General features: G+C 58.2%; 12 protein-coding genes and 1 riboswitch. All 12 genes read right to left on the reverse strand.

The features are described from left to right. Positions 1-89 precede the first annotated feature (89 nt). The 12 genes from DESUT3_RS11955 to DESUT3_RS12010 all read right to left on the reverse strand — a co-directional run bounded on the left by DESUT3_RS11955 (position 90) and on the right by DESUT3_RS12010 (position 16,392). Positions 90-1,223 carry an IS4 family transposase gene (locus tag DESUT3_RS11955; protein ID WP_221248716.1) on the reverse strand — a complete coding sequence of 378 codons (1,134 nt, stop codon included), beginning with the start codon at positions 1,221-1,223 and terminating at the stop codon, positions 90-92. A 106-nt stretch (positions 1,224-1,329) separates the two neighbouring features. Then, complete coding sequence (locus DESUT3_RS11960) at positions 1,330-2,508, reverse strand: XrtA/PEP-CTERM system-associated ATPase (RefSeq protein ID WP_221248717.1); 1,179 nt, start codon at positions 2,506-2,508, stop codon at positions 1,330-1,332. A gap of 158 nt (positions 2,509-2,666) precedes the next feature. Further along, positions 2,667-3,038, reverse strand: coding sequence for a GxxExxY protein (locus DESUT3_RS11965; RefSeq protein ID WP_221248719.1), 372 nt, complete (start codon positions 3,036-3,038; stop codon positions 2,667-2,669). Positions 3,039-3,084: 46 nt separating this feature from the next. Beyond that, positions 3,085-4,317 carry a TIGR03016 family PEP-CTERM system-associated outer membrane protein gene (locus tag DESUT3_RS11970; RefSeq protein WP_221248721.1) on the reverse strand — a complete coding sequence of 411 codons (1,233 nt, stop codon included), beginning with the start codon at positions 4,315-4,317 and terminating at the stop codon, positions 3,085-3,087. 324 nt (positions 4,318-4,641) lie between these two features. Then, positions 4,642-5,463, reverse strand: coding sequence for an XrtA-associated tyrosine autokinase (locus tag DESUT3_RS11975; RefSeq protein WP_221248722.1), 822 nt, complete (start codon positions 5,461-5,463; stop codon positions 4,642-4,644). Between the two features lie 355 nt (positions 5,464-5,818). Continuing rightward, positions 5,819-7,324 carry an XrtA system polysaccharide chain length determinant gene (locus DESUT3_RS11980; RefSeq protein ID WP_221248723.1) on the reverse strand — a complete coding sequence of 502 codons (1,506 nt, stop codon included), beginning with the start codon at positions 7,322-7,324 and terminating at the stop codon, positions 5,819-5,821. A 367-nt stretch (positions 7,325-7,691) separates the two neighbouring features. Then, positions 7,692-8,483 carry a polysaccharide biosynthesis/export family protein gene (locus tag DESUT3_RS11985; RefSeq protein ID WP_221248724.1) on the reverse strand — a complete coding sequence of 264 codons (792 nt, stop codon included), beginning with the start codon at positions 8,481-8,483 and terminating at the stop codon, positions 7,692-7,694. A gap of 7 nt (positions 8,484-8,490) precedes the next feature. Next, positions 8,491-9,855 carry a TIGR03013 family XrtA/PEP-CTERM system glycosyltransferase gene (locus DESUT3_RS11990; protein WP_221252540.1) on the reverse strand — a complete coding sequence of 455 codons (1,365 nt, stop codon included), beginning with the start codon at positions 9,853-9,855 and terminating at the stop codon, positions 8,491-8,493. A gap of 362 nt (positions 9,856-10,217) precedes the next feature. Further along, positions 10,218-12,866 carry an XrtA/PEP-CTERM system TPR-repeat protein PrsT gene (gene prsT / locus DESUT3_RS11995; RefSeq protein WP_221248725.1) on the reverse strand — a complete coding sequence of 883 codons (2,649 nt, stop codon included), beginning with the start codon at positions 12,864-12,866 and terminating at the stop codon, positions 10,218-10,220. Beyond that, entirely contained in the window at positions 12,859-13,233 is a 375-nt protein-coding gene (locus DESUT3_RS12000) for a DNA-binding transcriptional response regulator (RefSeq protein ID WP_221248726.1), read from the reverse strand. The genes prsT and DESUT3_RS12000 overlap by 8 nt, the downstream gene beginning before the upstream one ends. Before the next feature lie 98 nt (positions 13,234-13,331). Continuing rightward, positions 13,332-13,428: riboswitch (cyclic di-GMP riboswitch) on the reverse strand. A 360-nt stretch (positions 13,429-13,788) separates the two neighbouring features. Continuing rightward, on the reverse strand, positions 13,789-15,147 hold the full coding sequence (locus DESUT3_RS12005) for a sigma-54-dependent transcriptional regulator (protein ID WP_221248727.1): 1,359 nt from the start codon (positions 15,145-15,147) through the stop codon (positions 13,789-13,791). 204 nt (positions 15,148-15,351) lie between these two features. Continuing rightward, positions 15,352-16,392 (reverse strand): ATP-binding protein, encoded by a 1,041-nt coding sequence (locus DESUT3_RS12010; RefSeq protein ID WP_221248728.1) that lies wholly within the window; start codon positions 16,390-16,392, stop codon positions 15,352-15,354. Positions 16,393-16,565 lie beyond the last annotated feature (173 nt).

A 16,565-nucleotide genomic window follows, 5' to 3' on the forward strand; every position in this document is an offset into this window, starting at 1 on the left:
TTTGCCCTTAGATCTTATCCGCGTTCACCTGCGTTCATCCGCGTCCAATTAGGCCTTTCGTCTTTCTCACCCACTGCTGTCTCACAAATTCACAGCAGGGCTAACTGATTGTTTCGTATAGTGTTTTTGCGTGGAGACGGCTTGAATAGCTCTTCTAAATCGCGCTTCTCGAATAAATTTAGCTGTAATATCCGCAACATGCGCTGTAACGAAGCTCCGACTTTCGACTGGAACTTCAGGAACGAGAGTACCAAGTAGGCACATAGGGCGATCCAAAGCTGGGTCTTCACCGCGTTCATGGATGTGCCCAAGAAGCTCTTCACCTTCAGGTTCTGTTTGATCCACTTGAAGAAGAGCTCGATCTGCCAGCGTTCTTTGTAAAGATCGGCCACCGTTTGGGCCGGGATCTCCAAGGCATTGGTCACGAACTGGTAAATGATGCCCGTTTCCTCGTCCCGATACGTGACCAAGCGGAAGGTTTCGGGCAGCTTGCCCAAATGGATTTCTCGGTCCTCGATCACCCCCGGGCTCTTGCGGCCACGGCGTTTTTTGCCGGGCGTGACGATGGCGTTGCTCTTGAGGCGGGTGACAAAGAATACCCCGTCCTCACACAGTTCCTGATACCAGGTGTAATCGGTGTAGCCTCGGTCGAAGACCACATAGGAGCCCTTGGGGAGTTCGAGCTCTCTGGCATGGTTGATTTCATGCTCCTTGCCTTCGGTCAGATCGACAAAGGCGGGTAAATAGCCGTCGGCATCGAGCCCGACATGAAGCTTGGCCGCCCCCTTGTTCTTCTGGTACTTGGCCCAAGGAAACAGGGAGAGTGTCAGGTCGAGCAGGGAAGCATCCAGCAGGTAGATTTTTCCGTCGAGTTTGAAGCTTTTGTTCCGTGGCGCCATTGACTGGCAGCGGGCCAACAGGCGCTGAAACAGCTCTTCGTAAAGAGTGTGCGGCTGACTTTCGTTACAGCGCGCCAAGGTGGCTCTGCTGAACACCTTGACGCCCAAGTGGTAGAGCTTGCTGCCCTGAACGCTGAGATTGTCAACGACATCCCGCAGGCTGCTCCGACCTGTCAGCTGTGCTGTCAGCATGGCGACAAACTGGGTCCAGCGGGAGAACGAACGAAACTTCTGCCCGACGTGATGCTTGTTCGCCAGGGATTGAAATTCATGTCTCGGAAAAATTCGTACAATTTGAGAAAGAACGGTGCTACAATGGGCCACGGCTCGGAACTCCTTATTGTTATTATGGTTTTGGCGAACTCATTATAACATTTTGGAGTCTCCGGGCCTTCTATTTTTTGATCAAACTATGAGACAGCAGTGTTTCTCACCCAAAAATCCGCGCCCAGACCCCTCTTTTCTGCACCTGCACCCGAGGCTCCAGAATATCGATCGGTTTGGGCTTCGCCGCGGCAGCCTTCTCCGCCTTCCCCTCTTTGCGCATCTCCACCAGGACCTCGGCGATCTTGGCCAGGCCATCCTCCAGCCTGCGGAAATCTTTCTCCTGCCTGTCCACCAGCTTCTTCAGGATCACCTCCTGGGCGGCGAGGCGTTCGGCGAAATGCTCCTTGCCGAGCTGCACGGCGTCAAGCTGGGAGAAGCGCTCCTCGAGGCGGTCGATACGCTCGATGATTTCTTCGAAATTTAGTGATGAGTGATGAGCGATAAGTGATGAGTTCTCGACCGCAGGGACATTGGGCGGTACCCAGGCGACGTCGCCGATGACTTCCTCGACCATGGCGAGGGTCAGCTGGCGAGTCTCTTCGACGAAGGCGGCGAGCAGCACGAAATCGCAGAAGACGTTGATCAGGCGGGGGATCCCGCCGCTGTAGTTGAACAGGGCGTCGAAGGTCCCCTTCTGCCAGTCGAGGGCCGCGCGGTTGCCGGCGGTCTCGAGGCGGTGGTAGACGTAGTCCTCGGTCTCCTGCCGGCTCAGCGAGTCGAGATGACAGTTGATGCTGATGCGCTGGCGCAGCTGGCGCAGTTCATTGCGGGAGAGAACCTTCTTGAGCTCGGGCTGGCCGACCAGGATGATCTGGATCAGCTTGAAACTGTCGGCCTCGAGGTTGGAGAGCAGGCGGATCTCTTCCAGCGCCTCGGCGGAGAGGTTCTGCGCCTCGTCGATGATCAGGATCGGCCGGACCCTCTCGGCGGCCCGCTCGACCAGAAAATCGTTCAACTCGCGCAGCAGCTCGACCTTGCCCTTCCCCGTCGCCTCGAGCCCGAAGTCCTCGTTGATCATGGCGATCAGTTGCTCACCGTTGACCGAGGTGTTGAACACCAGCGACAGCGCCACGTCGTCCTCGAGATTGTTGACGATGTCGCGGATAATGGTGGTCTTGCCCGCACCGACCTCGCCGGTGAACAGAATAAACCCCGCCCGCTCCCTGATCCCGTACTGCAGGTAGTTCAGGGCCTTTTTGTGCGACGCGCTGGGGAACAGGAATGCCGGGTTCGGCACCAGCTCGAAAGGTTTGGATTTCAGACCGAAAAAGCTTTCATACATACTTTAAAAATCCTTATTTAGCCACGGATCAAATCTGATAAAATCTGATTTATTTAACAATCGAAAAAGGCTTTTCCAAGTAAATTAATATTCTTTTCACTCTTTTGACTTATCCGATTTAATCAGATCTTATTCGTGGCTAATTTCATCCTTTAGGATTATCCAAAAACCCTTCTTCTAAACTCTGGCTTTGGTCCAAAATTCAACAAGAGACCTACTTTTCTTCCTGTTGCTTTCAAATAATTAAACAACTGAGCATCATGTTCAGATACAAGCTTTCTGCATGATTTAACCTCAATCACAATACAATTATTTACTAGCAAATCAGCGAAATACTCACCAACTATGGTCTCTTTATAAAAAACAGAAATAGGATATTCACTTTCAACTTCAAGGTCCTTTTCTTCCATTTCTATCTGGAGCGCATTTCGGTAAACCTTCTCTAAAAATCCATGGCCTAACCGATTATAAACATTGTAAAAAGAACAAATTATCAAATCGCTTATTTCAGAATGTTCAATGTTTTTCATTTTTAATCAGATCTGATCAGACCTTATCCGTGGCTAATTCCCGCAGTTAAAACCTGAAGTTTGCTTCTGCGAAGCAGATGTTATTGCGGTAATCATTCACATCCACATTCGAGCTGTTCTCCCGGTACTTGTACCCCAGCCCCAGCCGCACGACCTTGAACTGCCAGCCGATGTTGGCGCCGCCGCCGTAGCGGTGGGCGGTTTCGTCTTCGGGGAGGAACTTGAGGTATTCCCAGTCGCCGTGAAGGTCGACGGTGACCTTGCCCCGCAGGGGGATGCTGATGACCAGGTCGCCGCCGGCGGCGCGGTCTTCGCGGTCGAGCCGCTGGTAGAGGCTGCGCCGGGCGTCGCCGGAGAGGATCACCGAGACGCGCTCGGTGAAGGCCAGCGAGGCGGTAGCCTTGCGGTTTTTGTAGGAGCCGTCGTTGACCGAGACGTTGAACTCCTCGGAGTAGTAGGCGCTGCCCGCCCAGCGGCTGCTGAACTTGTAGGCCCCGCCGACCCTGCCGGTCTTGATCCAGAAATCGTCGCGCCCGCTGTACTCGATGCGGGTCACCCCGGCGCGGCCTTCGAGGGTGAGCTTGGGGTTGACCCGCCAGATGCCGCCGCCGAAGGCGTCTTCGCGGTGGTAATCGTCGGTGCTGTCGGCGTCGTGCAGGGCGGCGGAGACGCCCCCGAGCAGGGTGAAACTGTTATTCAGCAGGTCTTTCTCCAGGTCGAGGCTGGCCGCGTGCCGCTCGGAGTCGTCCCCCTCGGAGGAGTCGTAGTCGATCTTTTCGTACTGGTAGCCGGCCGTGGCGCGAAACTTCTTGATCACCCGGAGCCGATACTGGGGGTTGACCAGCAGGCGGTTGCGGTTGGTCTTGTTGACGACGGGGTTGTCGTCCACCACCTGCCGCCGCTCGTCGACGGTGACCCGGGTCAACTCGTCGCTGACCCGCAGGGTAAAATCCCGCTCCGGGAAAAAGTCGGCCACGGCCCGGATACGCTGGGTGTCGCTCGGGTCCGTCTCTTCTTCTTCGGTATTCCTCTCGTAGAACTGAAACTTGAGCCCGTAATCCAGATCGAGGTTCAGGTAATTGGAGTCGAACAGCAGCCCCAGGCCCGGCAGGACCGTGGTGATGTAGTCCGACGACTCGTCCGCCGGGTCGAGAAACAGGTTGTCGGTGTACTCCTCGCGCAGGGACACATAGGGCTTGAAGTCCACCCGCGCCCACGATTCGGTCAGGTTGCCGAGGATCAGCCCTATAACAACAATGCAAACAACAAAACGATTCAAATCATAAACCTTTTAATTGGCCACGGATCGGATCTGATCACGTCTGATCAAGCAAAACCTCTTTGGCCACGAATGGACACTAATGTTCACGAATTTTCTGCTAATCAATGCCCACTTATCACTGGTTTTTATTGCCCACTGTCCACGACCCACTGACCACTTCATTTTGGACGCGGATAAAATCTGATGAACGCGGATTTAAAACCGAAACATAAAAAAGCTTTTTTTTTCGCCTTGATCAGCGTTTATCTGCGTTGATCCGCGTCCAATTGCCTTGGTTTTTGCAGTGAATTCAACGGCCCACTGTCCACGGCCCACAGACCACTAGTAGTAATAATAACTCCCCTTCTTCTGCCGCACGCTGGAGTCGTTGTACACCACCCCGAGCAGATTGACCCCCTTGACCGTCTCCAGCGCTTCTTTGACATGACTCGCCTTGGCGCAGCCTTCGCGGATGACGAAGAGCACGCCGTCGGCCTGGGAGGCGAGGACCTGGGCTTCGGCGAAGGGGAGCACCGGGGGGGTGTCGATGATGACGTAACGCTCGGGGTAGCGGGCTTTGAGTTCTTTGATGATCTGCTTCATCCGGTTGGAGGAGAGCAGCTCGACGGGGTCGGAGACCACCCCGCCGGCCGGCAGCACCACCAGCTTGCCGATGCCGGTCTTGACCAGGGCGTCTTCCAGCGAGGCGTCGCCCTTGAGGCAGTGGACCAGCCCGACCTGGGGCTGCAGGCCCAACAGCTTATGGATGCTGGGCTTGCGCAGGTCGGCGTCGACCAGCAGCACGGTGTGGTCGTACTCCTGGGCCAGGGTCGTGGCCAGGTTGAGGGCGGTCAGGGATTTGCCTTCCGCGGCGACGGTGCTGGTGACCACCAGGGAGTTTTTGAACTGCTTGCCCTTGGTCAGGCGGATCACCATCGACTTGAGCTTCTTGTACTCCTCCGCCACCGCCGGCAGCGCCTTGCCCGAAGCCACCAGGAACGGGTTGTCGACAGGCAGCGGTTCCACCTCCAGCAGCCGCTCCATGCGCCCCCTGCGCGGCGGCTCAACCCTTACCGAAGGCTCTACCTTCGGCGGAGCGACCGGCAATGGTGTGACATCCCGAAGCTGTGCGGCCTTTTCGATGGCCTTGTCGATACGACTCATTTACTGCAACCCCCTCTTTGGAAACCCGTAATTCGTGATTCGTAAATCGTAATTGGTGAAAATCTGAAACCTAAATTGGCCACGGATAAAATCTGATCAAACCTGATATGGCAAAACCCGAAAACGTTTTTCGAACACAGATAAAATCAGATGGACACAGATGAGAGCAAAATCGTTTTCCTTGCTGTTGGCTTTAAAGACTTTATCCGCGTCCATCTGCGTTCATCCGCGTCCAATTAGCTTTTTGCTTTCCCAAGTTTTTGCCTTATCCGTGAAAATCAGATTTTATCCGTGGCCAATTCAGCCTTTAGCCTTCGCCCTTCCCCCTCACGCCTCACGCCTTACGCCTCACGCCTTACGAGAGCCTTTTAAGCGCTTCCCAAGCCAGCAGCGAAACAATCCCCCCGAAGTAGAGCAGGGCGCAGGCGTAGACCAGGACATCCTTGCGGCGCACCGAGGCGGCGACGGCCTGGTCGGTGATGGTGGGGATGACGGCGAGAACTTCGACGCCGAACCCGTCGAGCTGGTTCACGTCCTTGACCGAGGTGTCGACGCTGTCGAGCAGGAACACCACCACGAAGCCGCAGCCGAAGCCGGCCGCGATGGCCAGCAAAAGCATCTTGACCATGTTGGGGGAGACGGGGACTTCAGGGAAAATGGCCGGGTCGACGATGCGGAAGGTGGTCGCCTTGTCGCCGATCTCCATCTGCTTGGAGACCTCGGACTGGCCCATGCGCATGAGCAGCTCTTCGTAGATCTTCTTGTGCGAATCGCGCTCCTGGATGAGCATGGTCAGCTGCTTTTTGGTTTCGGGGACGAACTGGAGCTCCTTCTCCCGCTCGGTGGACAATTCCATAAGCCGGTCGCGGCGCGCCTCCAGGGAGCTGATCTCGGCCTCGACGTCGAGGAGCTTCTGGGTCACATCCTGGTAAACCGGGTTGACGGAAAGGGTCTGGGTTTCCGCCGGCTTCGGGGCCCCCTCTTCCTGGATGCGCTTCTTCAACCCATCGAGTTCGGCCTTGAGCCGAACCACTTCCGGGTAGTTTTCCGTGTAGGAAAGCATCAACTGGGCGATCTTGGCCTGGAGCTGGGCGATGCGGTCGCTGTTCAGCTTTTCGCTGAAGATGGTCACCGTCGGCTCCAGCTCGGCCTGCTGGCTCTTCAGGCGGCGTTTTTTCGCGCCCAGGGTGTCGATGGAGAGGTTGAGGTTCTCGATCTCTTTCTGAAATTCCTTGACCTCCTGCAGCAGCACCTTTTCATCGCCGGAGTACATGATCCCCTGGCTGCGGCGGAACTCGATAATGGCGTTTTCGGACTCGTCGAGCTTTTTCTTGAACAGCACGATCTGCTCGTCCAGAAAGCGGTTGGCGCCGTAGGTCTCCTCCCGCTTGGCGGAGAGGTTCTCCTCGACATAGGTGCTCACCAGCGTGTTTATATATTTCTGGGCGAACTCGGGGTCCTGGTCGGTGATGGAGACGATGAACAGGTCGTTCCCCTTGATCTTGAGGTCGGTACGCCGCTGCAGGTCGGTGATCATGTCCTGCAGTTCGGCGCTGTTTTTGGCCCGGGTGTCCCAATCGAGCTCCGCCAGCACCTTGCCGATGATGTCGCGACTGAGCAGGGCATATTTAAGCACCCGGATGCGATCATCCATGTCCGGCGTGACGGCGATGCCTTTGATCAGGTTGTTGATGACGCTGCGCTCGATGAAGACGGTGCTGTCGGCCATGTATTGTTTGGGCCGATAGTAGCTTGCCCCGGTAACGCAGGTCATCACCAGCAAAGAGACGGCAAGAAACAGATACCGCCGCTTCTGGATCATTTTGAGGTATTTGAATATTTCGCTGAATTGGTTTTCCATCTGTAAAATCCAGTGGACCGTGGACAGTGGTCCGTGGTCTGTTTAAAATCCGGTGGACCGTGGACAGTGGTCCGTGGTCTGTTTAAAATCCGGTGGACCGTGGACAGTGGTCCGTGGTCTGTTTAAAATCCGGTGGACCGTGGACAGTGGTCCGTGGTCTGTTTAAAACTTATGAACCGTGATCCGTGGACAGTGGTCCGTGATCCGTTAAAACTTGTGAACCGTGGTCCGTGTTCAGTGATCCGTTAAAACTTGTAACCCGTGGTGAGTGGACAGTGATCCGTTAAAAGCTGGTACGCAGTGGCCGTGTTATGTTCCACTGCCCACGGCCCACGGTCCACTAGGCTTTTCTCCTGCCCACCGCCTTTCAAAACATCCCCTCCCGCACGATCACATAGTCACCAGGGGTCAGGGCCACGTTCTGGGTGACGTCTTTGCCTTCGGTGACGCTGCCGATTCTGACCTTGATCTGGTCTTTGTCCTGGCGGTGGATGATGACCGAGTTTTCTTTGGCGTATTCGGTGAACCCGCCCGCTTCGAGGATGGCGTCGAGGACCTTCATCCCTTCGCGGTAGATGATGTACTTGGGGGCCTGAACGGCGCCGACGACGTAGACCTTGTTGCGCTCGTTGGTGGGCAGGAAGATGATGTCCTCGGCCTTGAGGTCGAAGTCGCGGGAGAATTCGCCCTTGACGTAGATTTCGTAAAAGCCCCCCTTGCGCTCGCCGTCCTGGCGCAGCAGGTAGGCGCGGCTGAGGTCGACGTTTTCGAGACTGCCGAGGCTGCAGAGCAGCTTGAACAGGGAGGTGCGGCCGGTGAGGCTGATCACCTGGGGGGCGACGCCGCCCCCGGAAACATAGACCCGGTTGTTGGTGATGCGGCTGACCGAAACGGTGACAATGGGTTTTTTGACGAAGTTCTCCAGCACCACCGCGAGCTCTTTACTCAGGGCGACGGGGGTCAGGCCCGTGGCGACCACGTCGCCGGCGGCCGGCAGGGTGATCTTGCCGTCGGGGCGCACCGTGACCTCGACGCTCAGCTCGGGGACGCCCCAGACCGAAACCTTGAGCAGGTCGCCGTCGCCGATCACGTAATCGCCGGCCAGGGCGGAGCCGGCCCACATCAGCAGCATCAGTACAAACACCAGGCACTTGTTCATTTGGGGACTACCTTCCTCCGCGGCCGTAGAGCACGACCTTGACAGTTTCGAGAATGATCAGGAAATCGAGCATCAGGCTGTAGTTCTTGATGTAGTACAGGTCGTAGCGCAGCTTTTCGAGGGAGTCCTTGTCCGAGGCGCCGTAGGGGTAGCAGACCTGGGCCCAGCCGGTGACGCCGGGCTTCATGTAGTGGCGCTTGGCGTAATAGGGGATCTTTTCGCTCAGCCGCTCGACGAACTCGGGACGCTCGGGGCGGGGGCCGACGAAGCTCATGTCGCCACGCAGAACGTTGAACAGCTGGGGAATCTCGTCGAGGCGCGATTTGCGCAGGAACCCGCCGACCCGGGTGATGCGGGGGTCGTTCTCCGTGGCCCACTTGGCGCCGGTGTGTTTTTCGGCGTCGTTGCACATGGTGCGGAATTTGAGCACGTTGAAATGACGGTTGCGCTCGCCGACCCGGACCTGCTTGAACAGGGCCGGCCCGGGCGAATCGAGCTTGACGGCCAGGGCCACCAGGGGCCAGAACGGCAGGGCCAGGATGATGCCGAGGGAGGAGAGCAGAATATCGAACATGCGCTTGTAGGCCCGCATGAAGGGGGTGACGCGGAACCCGCTGGAATAGATGAACCAGCTCGGCTGGATGTTCTCGATAAGCAGCTTGCCGGTCATCTGTTCGTAAAACGAGACCGAATCGACCACCTCGACCCCGCCGGCGAGCTTGCAGCGCAGCAGGTCGCGAACCGGCAGAACCCCGCGGCGCTCGGTAACCGCCACCACCAGCTTGCTGGCCCGTTCCCGCTTGATGACCGCCTCGATCTCATCCTGGTGGCCGACGATTTTCTGCGGCGGGACGGTCATCAGGTCGGCCCCGGGCCTCACGAAACCGGCGAACTGGTAGTTGTTGCGGGACATGGGGATGGTCGCCTCGATGGTCCTGGCCAGGGGGCCGATGCCGAGGATCAGCACCCGCTGGGCGAAGCCCGGAAGGCCGGTCATCGCCAGAAAGGCCCGGTGCACCAGGTACTGGACCACCCCGCAGGCGATCAGCGAGAGCGACAACACCCCCCGGCCGATCATCATGTCGGGGAAAACGTAGTACACCGCCGACAGGAGCAGGAAGGCCAGGGACAGCGACACCGCGAGCCGCGCGGCCAGCTCGAGGCGGTCAACCTGCCGCTCGCGCCCATAGAGTTCGCAGAAATAGGCGGCGAACACGACGCAGGTGGCGAACAAGGCCACCTTGACCCCGCCGCCGGCGAACAGCTCCCCTACCCCAGCAAAACCCAGGAAGCGGAGTCCGTGGCCGAGGATCAGGACCAGCGCCGCAGCCAGGGCATCGGTCGCCAACAGAAGAATGATGGATCGCTGCATCAGTCGATTGGTCCCCAGGATATCGCCATGGGTTTCTGCGGCCCCGGCAATTGCCGCGCCGGCAGCGCTGCCGGCCGTATCATCCTGCCCCAGGGTCTTGTCCTCGAGCCCACCCCATCTAAACAGCGCGGCGCGAAAGGATTTTCCCATGACGTTGTCCCCCTCGTTAGAAGCCGTGGTCCGTGGTCCGTGGTCCGTGATCCGTGGTCCGTGATCCGTGGTCCGTGATCCGTGGTCCGTGGTCCGTGGTCCGTGGTCCGTGATCCGTGGTCCGTGATCCGTGGTCCGTGTCCACGGCACACTAGCTTTTACTGTCCACTGTCCACTGTCCACGGATCACTAGCTTTTACTGTCCACTGCCCTTACTGCTTCAACTCCTCCAACAACGCCGAGGCCACCTTCACCTCATCCGCCTGCCCCTTCTCTACCACCGTCTCCAGTGGGCCGATGGCCTCGTTTTTTTTGCCGGCGGCTTTGTAGGCCTGGCCGAGGTGCAACTGCACGGCGGGGACGTCCGGGAGCATGGCGGCGGCCTTTTCCAGGACTTTGATGGCCTCTTCGGCGCGACCGTTTTTGACCAGCACGTAGCCGAGGGTATCGAGCACGCTCGGGTCGGCGGGGGCATTGCGGTAGGCCTTGAGAGCCAGGGTCAGAGCCTCTTTGGGGTCACCATAGTTCTCGGCGTGGAGGTAGGCCAGATTGTTGAGAGCCGGGGTGAAATTCTCATCTTTGGCGAGCACATCCTGGTAGAACTTGCGCGCCTTGCGCTTGTCGCCGAGCCCGTCGTGCAGGGCGCCGAGGGCGAAGGTAGCGGCGACGAAGTCAGGGCTTTCCGCGATAATCGCCTCATAGATGCCGACAGCCTGGTCGCTGCGGCCGTCCGCGGCATGGAGGGCGGCGAGCTTCATGCGCAGGGTGACCTGATCCTTGACGGCGGCCAGCCCCTTCTCGATGACCGTTTGCGCCTTGGCGCGGTCGCCGAGTTTTTCGTAAACCGAGGCCAGCAGCCAGTAGCCGTAAGGGGCGTCGGCCGCGGCATCGATCCGGCCCTGGGCGAGAGCGATGGCCTTTTCCACCTCGCCCTGGCGCAGGTGGACGGCGATCAGCAGCGGCAGCCCCTTGCCGGCCTGGGCCTTTTCAAGCTCCTGGAACAGCTCTTTGGCTTCTTCGAGCTGGCTGCGATCCACCAGCAGCTTGCCGCGCATCTCGAGGATCTCGGGGTTGGCCGGCAGTGCGGTGTAGGCGGCATTGAGCACTTCCAGGGCCTGGCTCATGTTCCCCTGGCGCGCATGGAGCCTGGCCAGGGCCAGGAAACCCTCGGCCTGCCCGGTCTGCTTGGCGGCCTGCAGGGTTACGAGCGCCCCTTCGGCATCGCCGGAGAGTTCCTGCAGCGCGGCCATCCGCAGCAGCGCCTGGAGGTTCTGCGCATCGACGTGGAGGATCGCGCGGTATTCGGCGAGGGCCTTGTCAGGCTCGTTGGCGGCGGCGTAGAAACCGGCCAGGTTGAAATACGGGGCGAAATAATCAGCCCTGATCTTTTTGGCTTTCTGCAGGGCTTCTACCGCTTCGACGTTCTTCTTCTGGGCCAAATACGCGGCGGCCATGTAGTTGTAGAGAAGGGCGTCTTCATCCTTGCCGGTGAGGCCTTCCTGCAGGGTGGCGATAGCGCCGGGGTAATTCTGCTGGCGCAGATAGTAGGATGCGAGCAGCAACCGGGTGTTAAGGTGCTCGGGTGCGATCTGAATCGCCTTGACCAGTCCTGCCTCGGCCTGAATGGGGTTGCCCTGGGCGAGGCTGAACAGCCCCTTCTTCAGGTGGGCGTCAGCCAGGGTCGGGTCGATCTCGATCGCCTTGTCGAGGTTCTTCATGGCCTGGTCGAAGTCCCCCTTGGCCAGGTAGGCGCTGCCCATGATGTTGTGGGCCAGGCCGTTGCGGGGATCGGCATGAACCACCTTGACCGTTTCGGCGATGGCGTCATCGAGGCGCTTCTGCTTGAGCAGGGTCATGGCGACCATGAGGCGCGACTGAGCGTGGTCGGGCTGTACATCGAGCCCAGCCTGGAACTGGTTGAGCGCCAGCTCGAACTGTTCGAGCTTATAATGGGTCAGGCCGAGGAAATAGTGGCCCACCAGGTCGGGAAGGGATTTGAGGGAGTTCTGCAGGTTGACCACGGCCTGCTCGTAATCGCCATTCAGGTAGTCGACCATCCCCTGGAGGCGAACCCCGGCCGGATGCTTGGGGAACCGCCCCTGCAACTCGGCGGCAATACGCCCGGCTTCGGCCGGTTCACCGCTGTCGAGGAGGAGCACCCCGGCCATGAACAGGGCTTCGACGTTGTTGGAATCGATCTTGGCGATCTTGCGGTACAGGGCCAGGGCCGCGTCGCGGTTTCCGTCGCGAGCCTCAAGGCGCGCCAGGGCGAAATGGGCCGGGATGTTATTCCCGTCCTGGCGCAGGATCTCCTCGAGCTGGGCGCGGGCTTCGCCGGCACGATTGCCGATCAGGAAGACCCGGCAGAGATCGAGCCTGGCGGAAAAATTGCCGGGGTCGAGTGTGATGGCCTCCCGGTAATAGCCCTCGGCTGCGGCCATGTCGCCCTTGATGGCATGGCTTCGCCCCAGGGATTCGATAGCCCTGGAGGTCTTGTCGTGACCCGAGAGGTATTTATTAACCTGCTCGATGGCCAGGTCGGGTTTTTCCGTGGCATTGTAAAGCTCGGCCAGCTCGAGGGGGATGTCGCCATTATCCGGGCTCTGCAGAAGAACTTTCTGCAGCTCCTTTTCGGCCTTATCGAATTTGCCGGTCTTGATGTAGGCCTGGGCGAGCCGGTGACGGGCCTCGAAATAGTTGGGGTCCTTCTCGAGGGCGCTCCGGAACAGGACGATGGAACCTGTATGGTTCCCCTGGTCGACCAGTTTGACCCCCTCCATGAGCAGCTCTTCCTTGCTCTGGCTCTTGCAGCCGGCGACCAGGGCCAGCAACAGCATCATCAGTACGATTCGCTTAAACAATTCGGCACCCTCCCTCTAATCCGACCTCGCCCGACAGCACCTGGCCAATCAGCACGTTGAACCGATCGTAGTCGATCGGCTTGACCATGCAGTACGAGCGGGTCACCTTATTCATTTCCTCCATCAGCGAATCGCTGATGCAGTCCGACAGTACCAGGACCGGCACATCCGTCCCCTTAAGTGACTCGAATACCCCTGCCCCGTAGGGATAACTGGTGATCACCAGCCCGAAGTCCTCGGCCCGCATGGGGGCGGACGGCTTGAAGCCCGCTCGGTGCTCAGCCCGATACCCGTCCATTTCGAGCAGCGCGGAGCAGATGCGGCCAAATCCGTTCTCATCGACGATCAGTATTTTTTTCGGCTTCACCGCACTTCCCGAAAAAAGCGGGCCCCTTCCCACCTGGGAAGGAGCCCGGATTGCACTCAAGCAAAAAACAACCCGGAATTCGCAGCGCGTGGCGTCATCCCGGCAGCCAGGCTGTCCTCGCCATCCTGACCAGCAGGCGGCGGAGGACCCTTGGCTTTGCGTCACCAGGTCTCCCTGGCTTTGCCTTGAGCGGAACTAATAGCTATTTTTTTTGAATTTCCCCAAACGTGAGAATGGTCAAAAACACTTGCATATAAAGCGTTTCTTATCATTAGCAACCATTGTGCCATCTCCGCAACTCATTGAAATTGCCGATAATGGCCAATCCGCCAGACCAGCACCATGAAAAACCTGTAACCCTTGGGCACAATCGCGGCGCAACGAGTGTGTCCGATGGATACACTGCTCCTAAATACCTAAATTTTCGCAAATGGAGTGTGTCTTATGGAAACAGTTCGGAGGGGGGGGTGAGGCGTGAGGGACCGTAATACGTAAGGCGTAAGTCGTAATGGGGGGTAGAACTAACCACGAATTACGAATTACGAATTACGGCCCTCAAGAAATGCCATAATCCTTGAGCCGCTTATAAAGCGCCTTGCGAGAGAAGCCAAGCATCTGCGCGACCTTGGATTTGTTGCCGGCGCACTCTTCCAGCGCCTGGCGGATGGCATGGGCTTCCATCTCCTTGAGGGTCTTGCCCTCGGCGCGGCGCCTTTCTGTTTCGGGGTAGGGACGCTGGAAAATTTCTTCGGGAAGTTCCTGCTCGGTGATGTCCCTGCCCGGGGCAAGGGCGACGGCGCGCTCGATGACGTTGCGGAGTTGACGGATGTTGCCAGGCCAGTCGTAATTGCGGAAAATGTCCATCACCTTCGGGCTGAGCCCCAAAACCTTGTTCTCGCGCGCACAAAACTCCTTGAGGAATTCTGAAACGACCAGGGGGATGTCGCTTTTACGTTCGCGAAGGGCGGGCATATCGATCCGCACCACGTTGAGGCGATAGTAAAGATCTTCGCGGAATCGGCCGGCGGCAATCTCCTTGAGGAGATCCCGGTTGGTAGAGGAGACCAGCCGGAAGTTCACCGACACCCTTTGGTTACCCCCAAGCCGCTCGATCTCTTTCTCCTGCAGCACCCTAAGCAGCTTGGCCTGGACCGAAATGTCAAGTTCGCCGATTTCGTCCAGGAACAGGGTTCCCCCGGAGGCCTGCTCCACTCTGCCGATCCGCTGCGCTGAAGCGCCGGTGAAGGCCCCCTTTTCGTATCCGAATAGTTCGGACTCGATCAGTTCCTGAGGGATGGCGGCGCAGTTCACGGCGACAAAGGGCTTGTTTCTGCGGGCGCTTCCGAAATGCAGGGCACGGGCGACCAGCTCCTTGCCGGTCCCCGTTTCCCCATAGACCAGCACGCTGCTCTCCGAATCGCGGATGGCCTTGACGACCTCGAGGACCTTCTGGATGCCGAGGGTTTTTCCGACCAGTTGCGGCTGGTTGTCCTGCCCCGCAAGTTGCTGCTTGAGAGCATGCAGTTCCCGCTTCAGCTGTCGCTGCTCGACGGCACGGGCGAGTATCCCCTTGAGGTTGAGAAAGTCGGGCGGCTTTACAAAATAATAGAATGCCCCCCGCGTCATGGCCGACACTGCGGACTCTACGGTTCCGAAGGCGGTGAGAAAAATAACCGGCACGTCGGGGAAATGCTCCGCGACGTGATCAAACAGGTCAATGCCGCTGCGCCCGGGCATTTTCATGTCGGTAATGACCGCATCGACCTCATGGCTGTCGAGGGTATCGACGGCCTCGTCCACGTGACGCGCTTCGAAAACCCGGTATCCTTCCTCATTGAGAATAGCGGATAGCACGCGGACAGCATTCGGTTCGTCGTCCACGATGAGGACACTGCTTGCTTGGGATGGGGACATCTGGTCGGTTCCGTTATTTGTTATCCGTTATCCGTAATTCGTAATTCGTAATTCGTAATTCGTGATTCGTGATTCGTGGGCTGTGGGCTGTGGGCCGTGGGCCGTGGGCTGTGGGCTGTGGGCTGTGGGCTGTGGGCTGTGGGCTGTGGGCTGTGGGCCGTGGGCCGTGGGCCGTGGGCTGTGTTACTCCTTACTCCTTACTCCTTACTCCTCACTCCTCACTGGCAACTCCCCATCCCCAGCGGCCGGCAGGCACAACCTGACCACGGTCCCCTTCCCGCCTACGGTCTTCACTTCCAGAGATCCGCCGTGCTTCTGCATGATCTCCCTGGTAATGAACAACCCGAACCCCTTACCCTTGGCGAGGGCGGTTTCAACCTGCGGGATCTCGAACCCCTTGACTGCCCCTTCGGGCATCCCCGGCCCATTGTCCTCAATTTCGACGATTACGTTGCGCCTTCCGCCAAGCTCTTCCAGGCAGCTATGAACGGAGATACCCCCGCCACGGGGGAGCGCGAGGATGGCATTGTTGAGGACATTGAGAATGGCGTGCTCGACCTGGAATGGGTTCAGACGAAGGGGAACCACCTCGCCGTAGCTGAAATCAATGCTCACCCCTGCCGCATCGGCCTGCATGGAGACAAACAGCTCAAGTTTCCCCAGAAGGGTGTTGATATCAACCAGGCTCTGCTCGAAATCATAAAACGAGGTACTCAAAAAACCGGTGATGAATTTATCCAGCCGGGAAATTTCGTCCTCCATGATATCGGTGAATTCAACCAGGTTGGCCTCGTGACCGTAGCGTCCCTTGAGATAGACCACGGCCCCCTTGATGGCGTTGAGTGGGTTGCGCACGCCGTGGGAGAGGATGGAGGCGACTTTGCCGATGTCAATCAGGTGCTGGGATTGCTCAAGCTGGCTGGAAAGCGTGCAACCGGTAAAGCCCTCGACCCTTACCTTGGCCCCGATCACCTCCTGTTGCTCATTATCCAGGGGGGAAATCCGCACCATGGCATTGAATGCTTCGAAGGGGCAGCCGAAACGGTAGTCATCCAGGGAGAGCGCTTCGCCGGTCTTCAACACCAGCATGACGGCATCGCAGTCCTCGTGCAGGATCCGCGGGAGCACATCATAATAGAAGGCACCAAGCAGCGCTCCTGAAAGACCGACCCGGGTCTTTCGCAGTTCATCATTGCAGGAGACAATCCGCAGGGAATCGTCGACGGTAAATTCAACCAGGGGCATGGAGGTCTCACCATGTCGGTTTTTCTTACACCGGATACTACCCCGACCACCAGGACCAGAAACTCACCCGGAAACAGGATCGGATATCACCTTAAGGCCTATACCAATACCAAACCCCGAGCGGAAAATCAATACATTCTCATAATGGGCTGATTACCAAATAAGAAAGGCGG

Source organism: Desulfuromonas versatilis (assembly GCF_019704135.1).
In the GTDB taxonomy this organism is placed as follows: Bacteria; Desulfobacterota; Desulfuromonadia; order Desulfuromonadales; family NIT-T3; genus Desulfuromonas_A; species Desulfuromonas_A versatilis.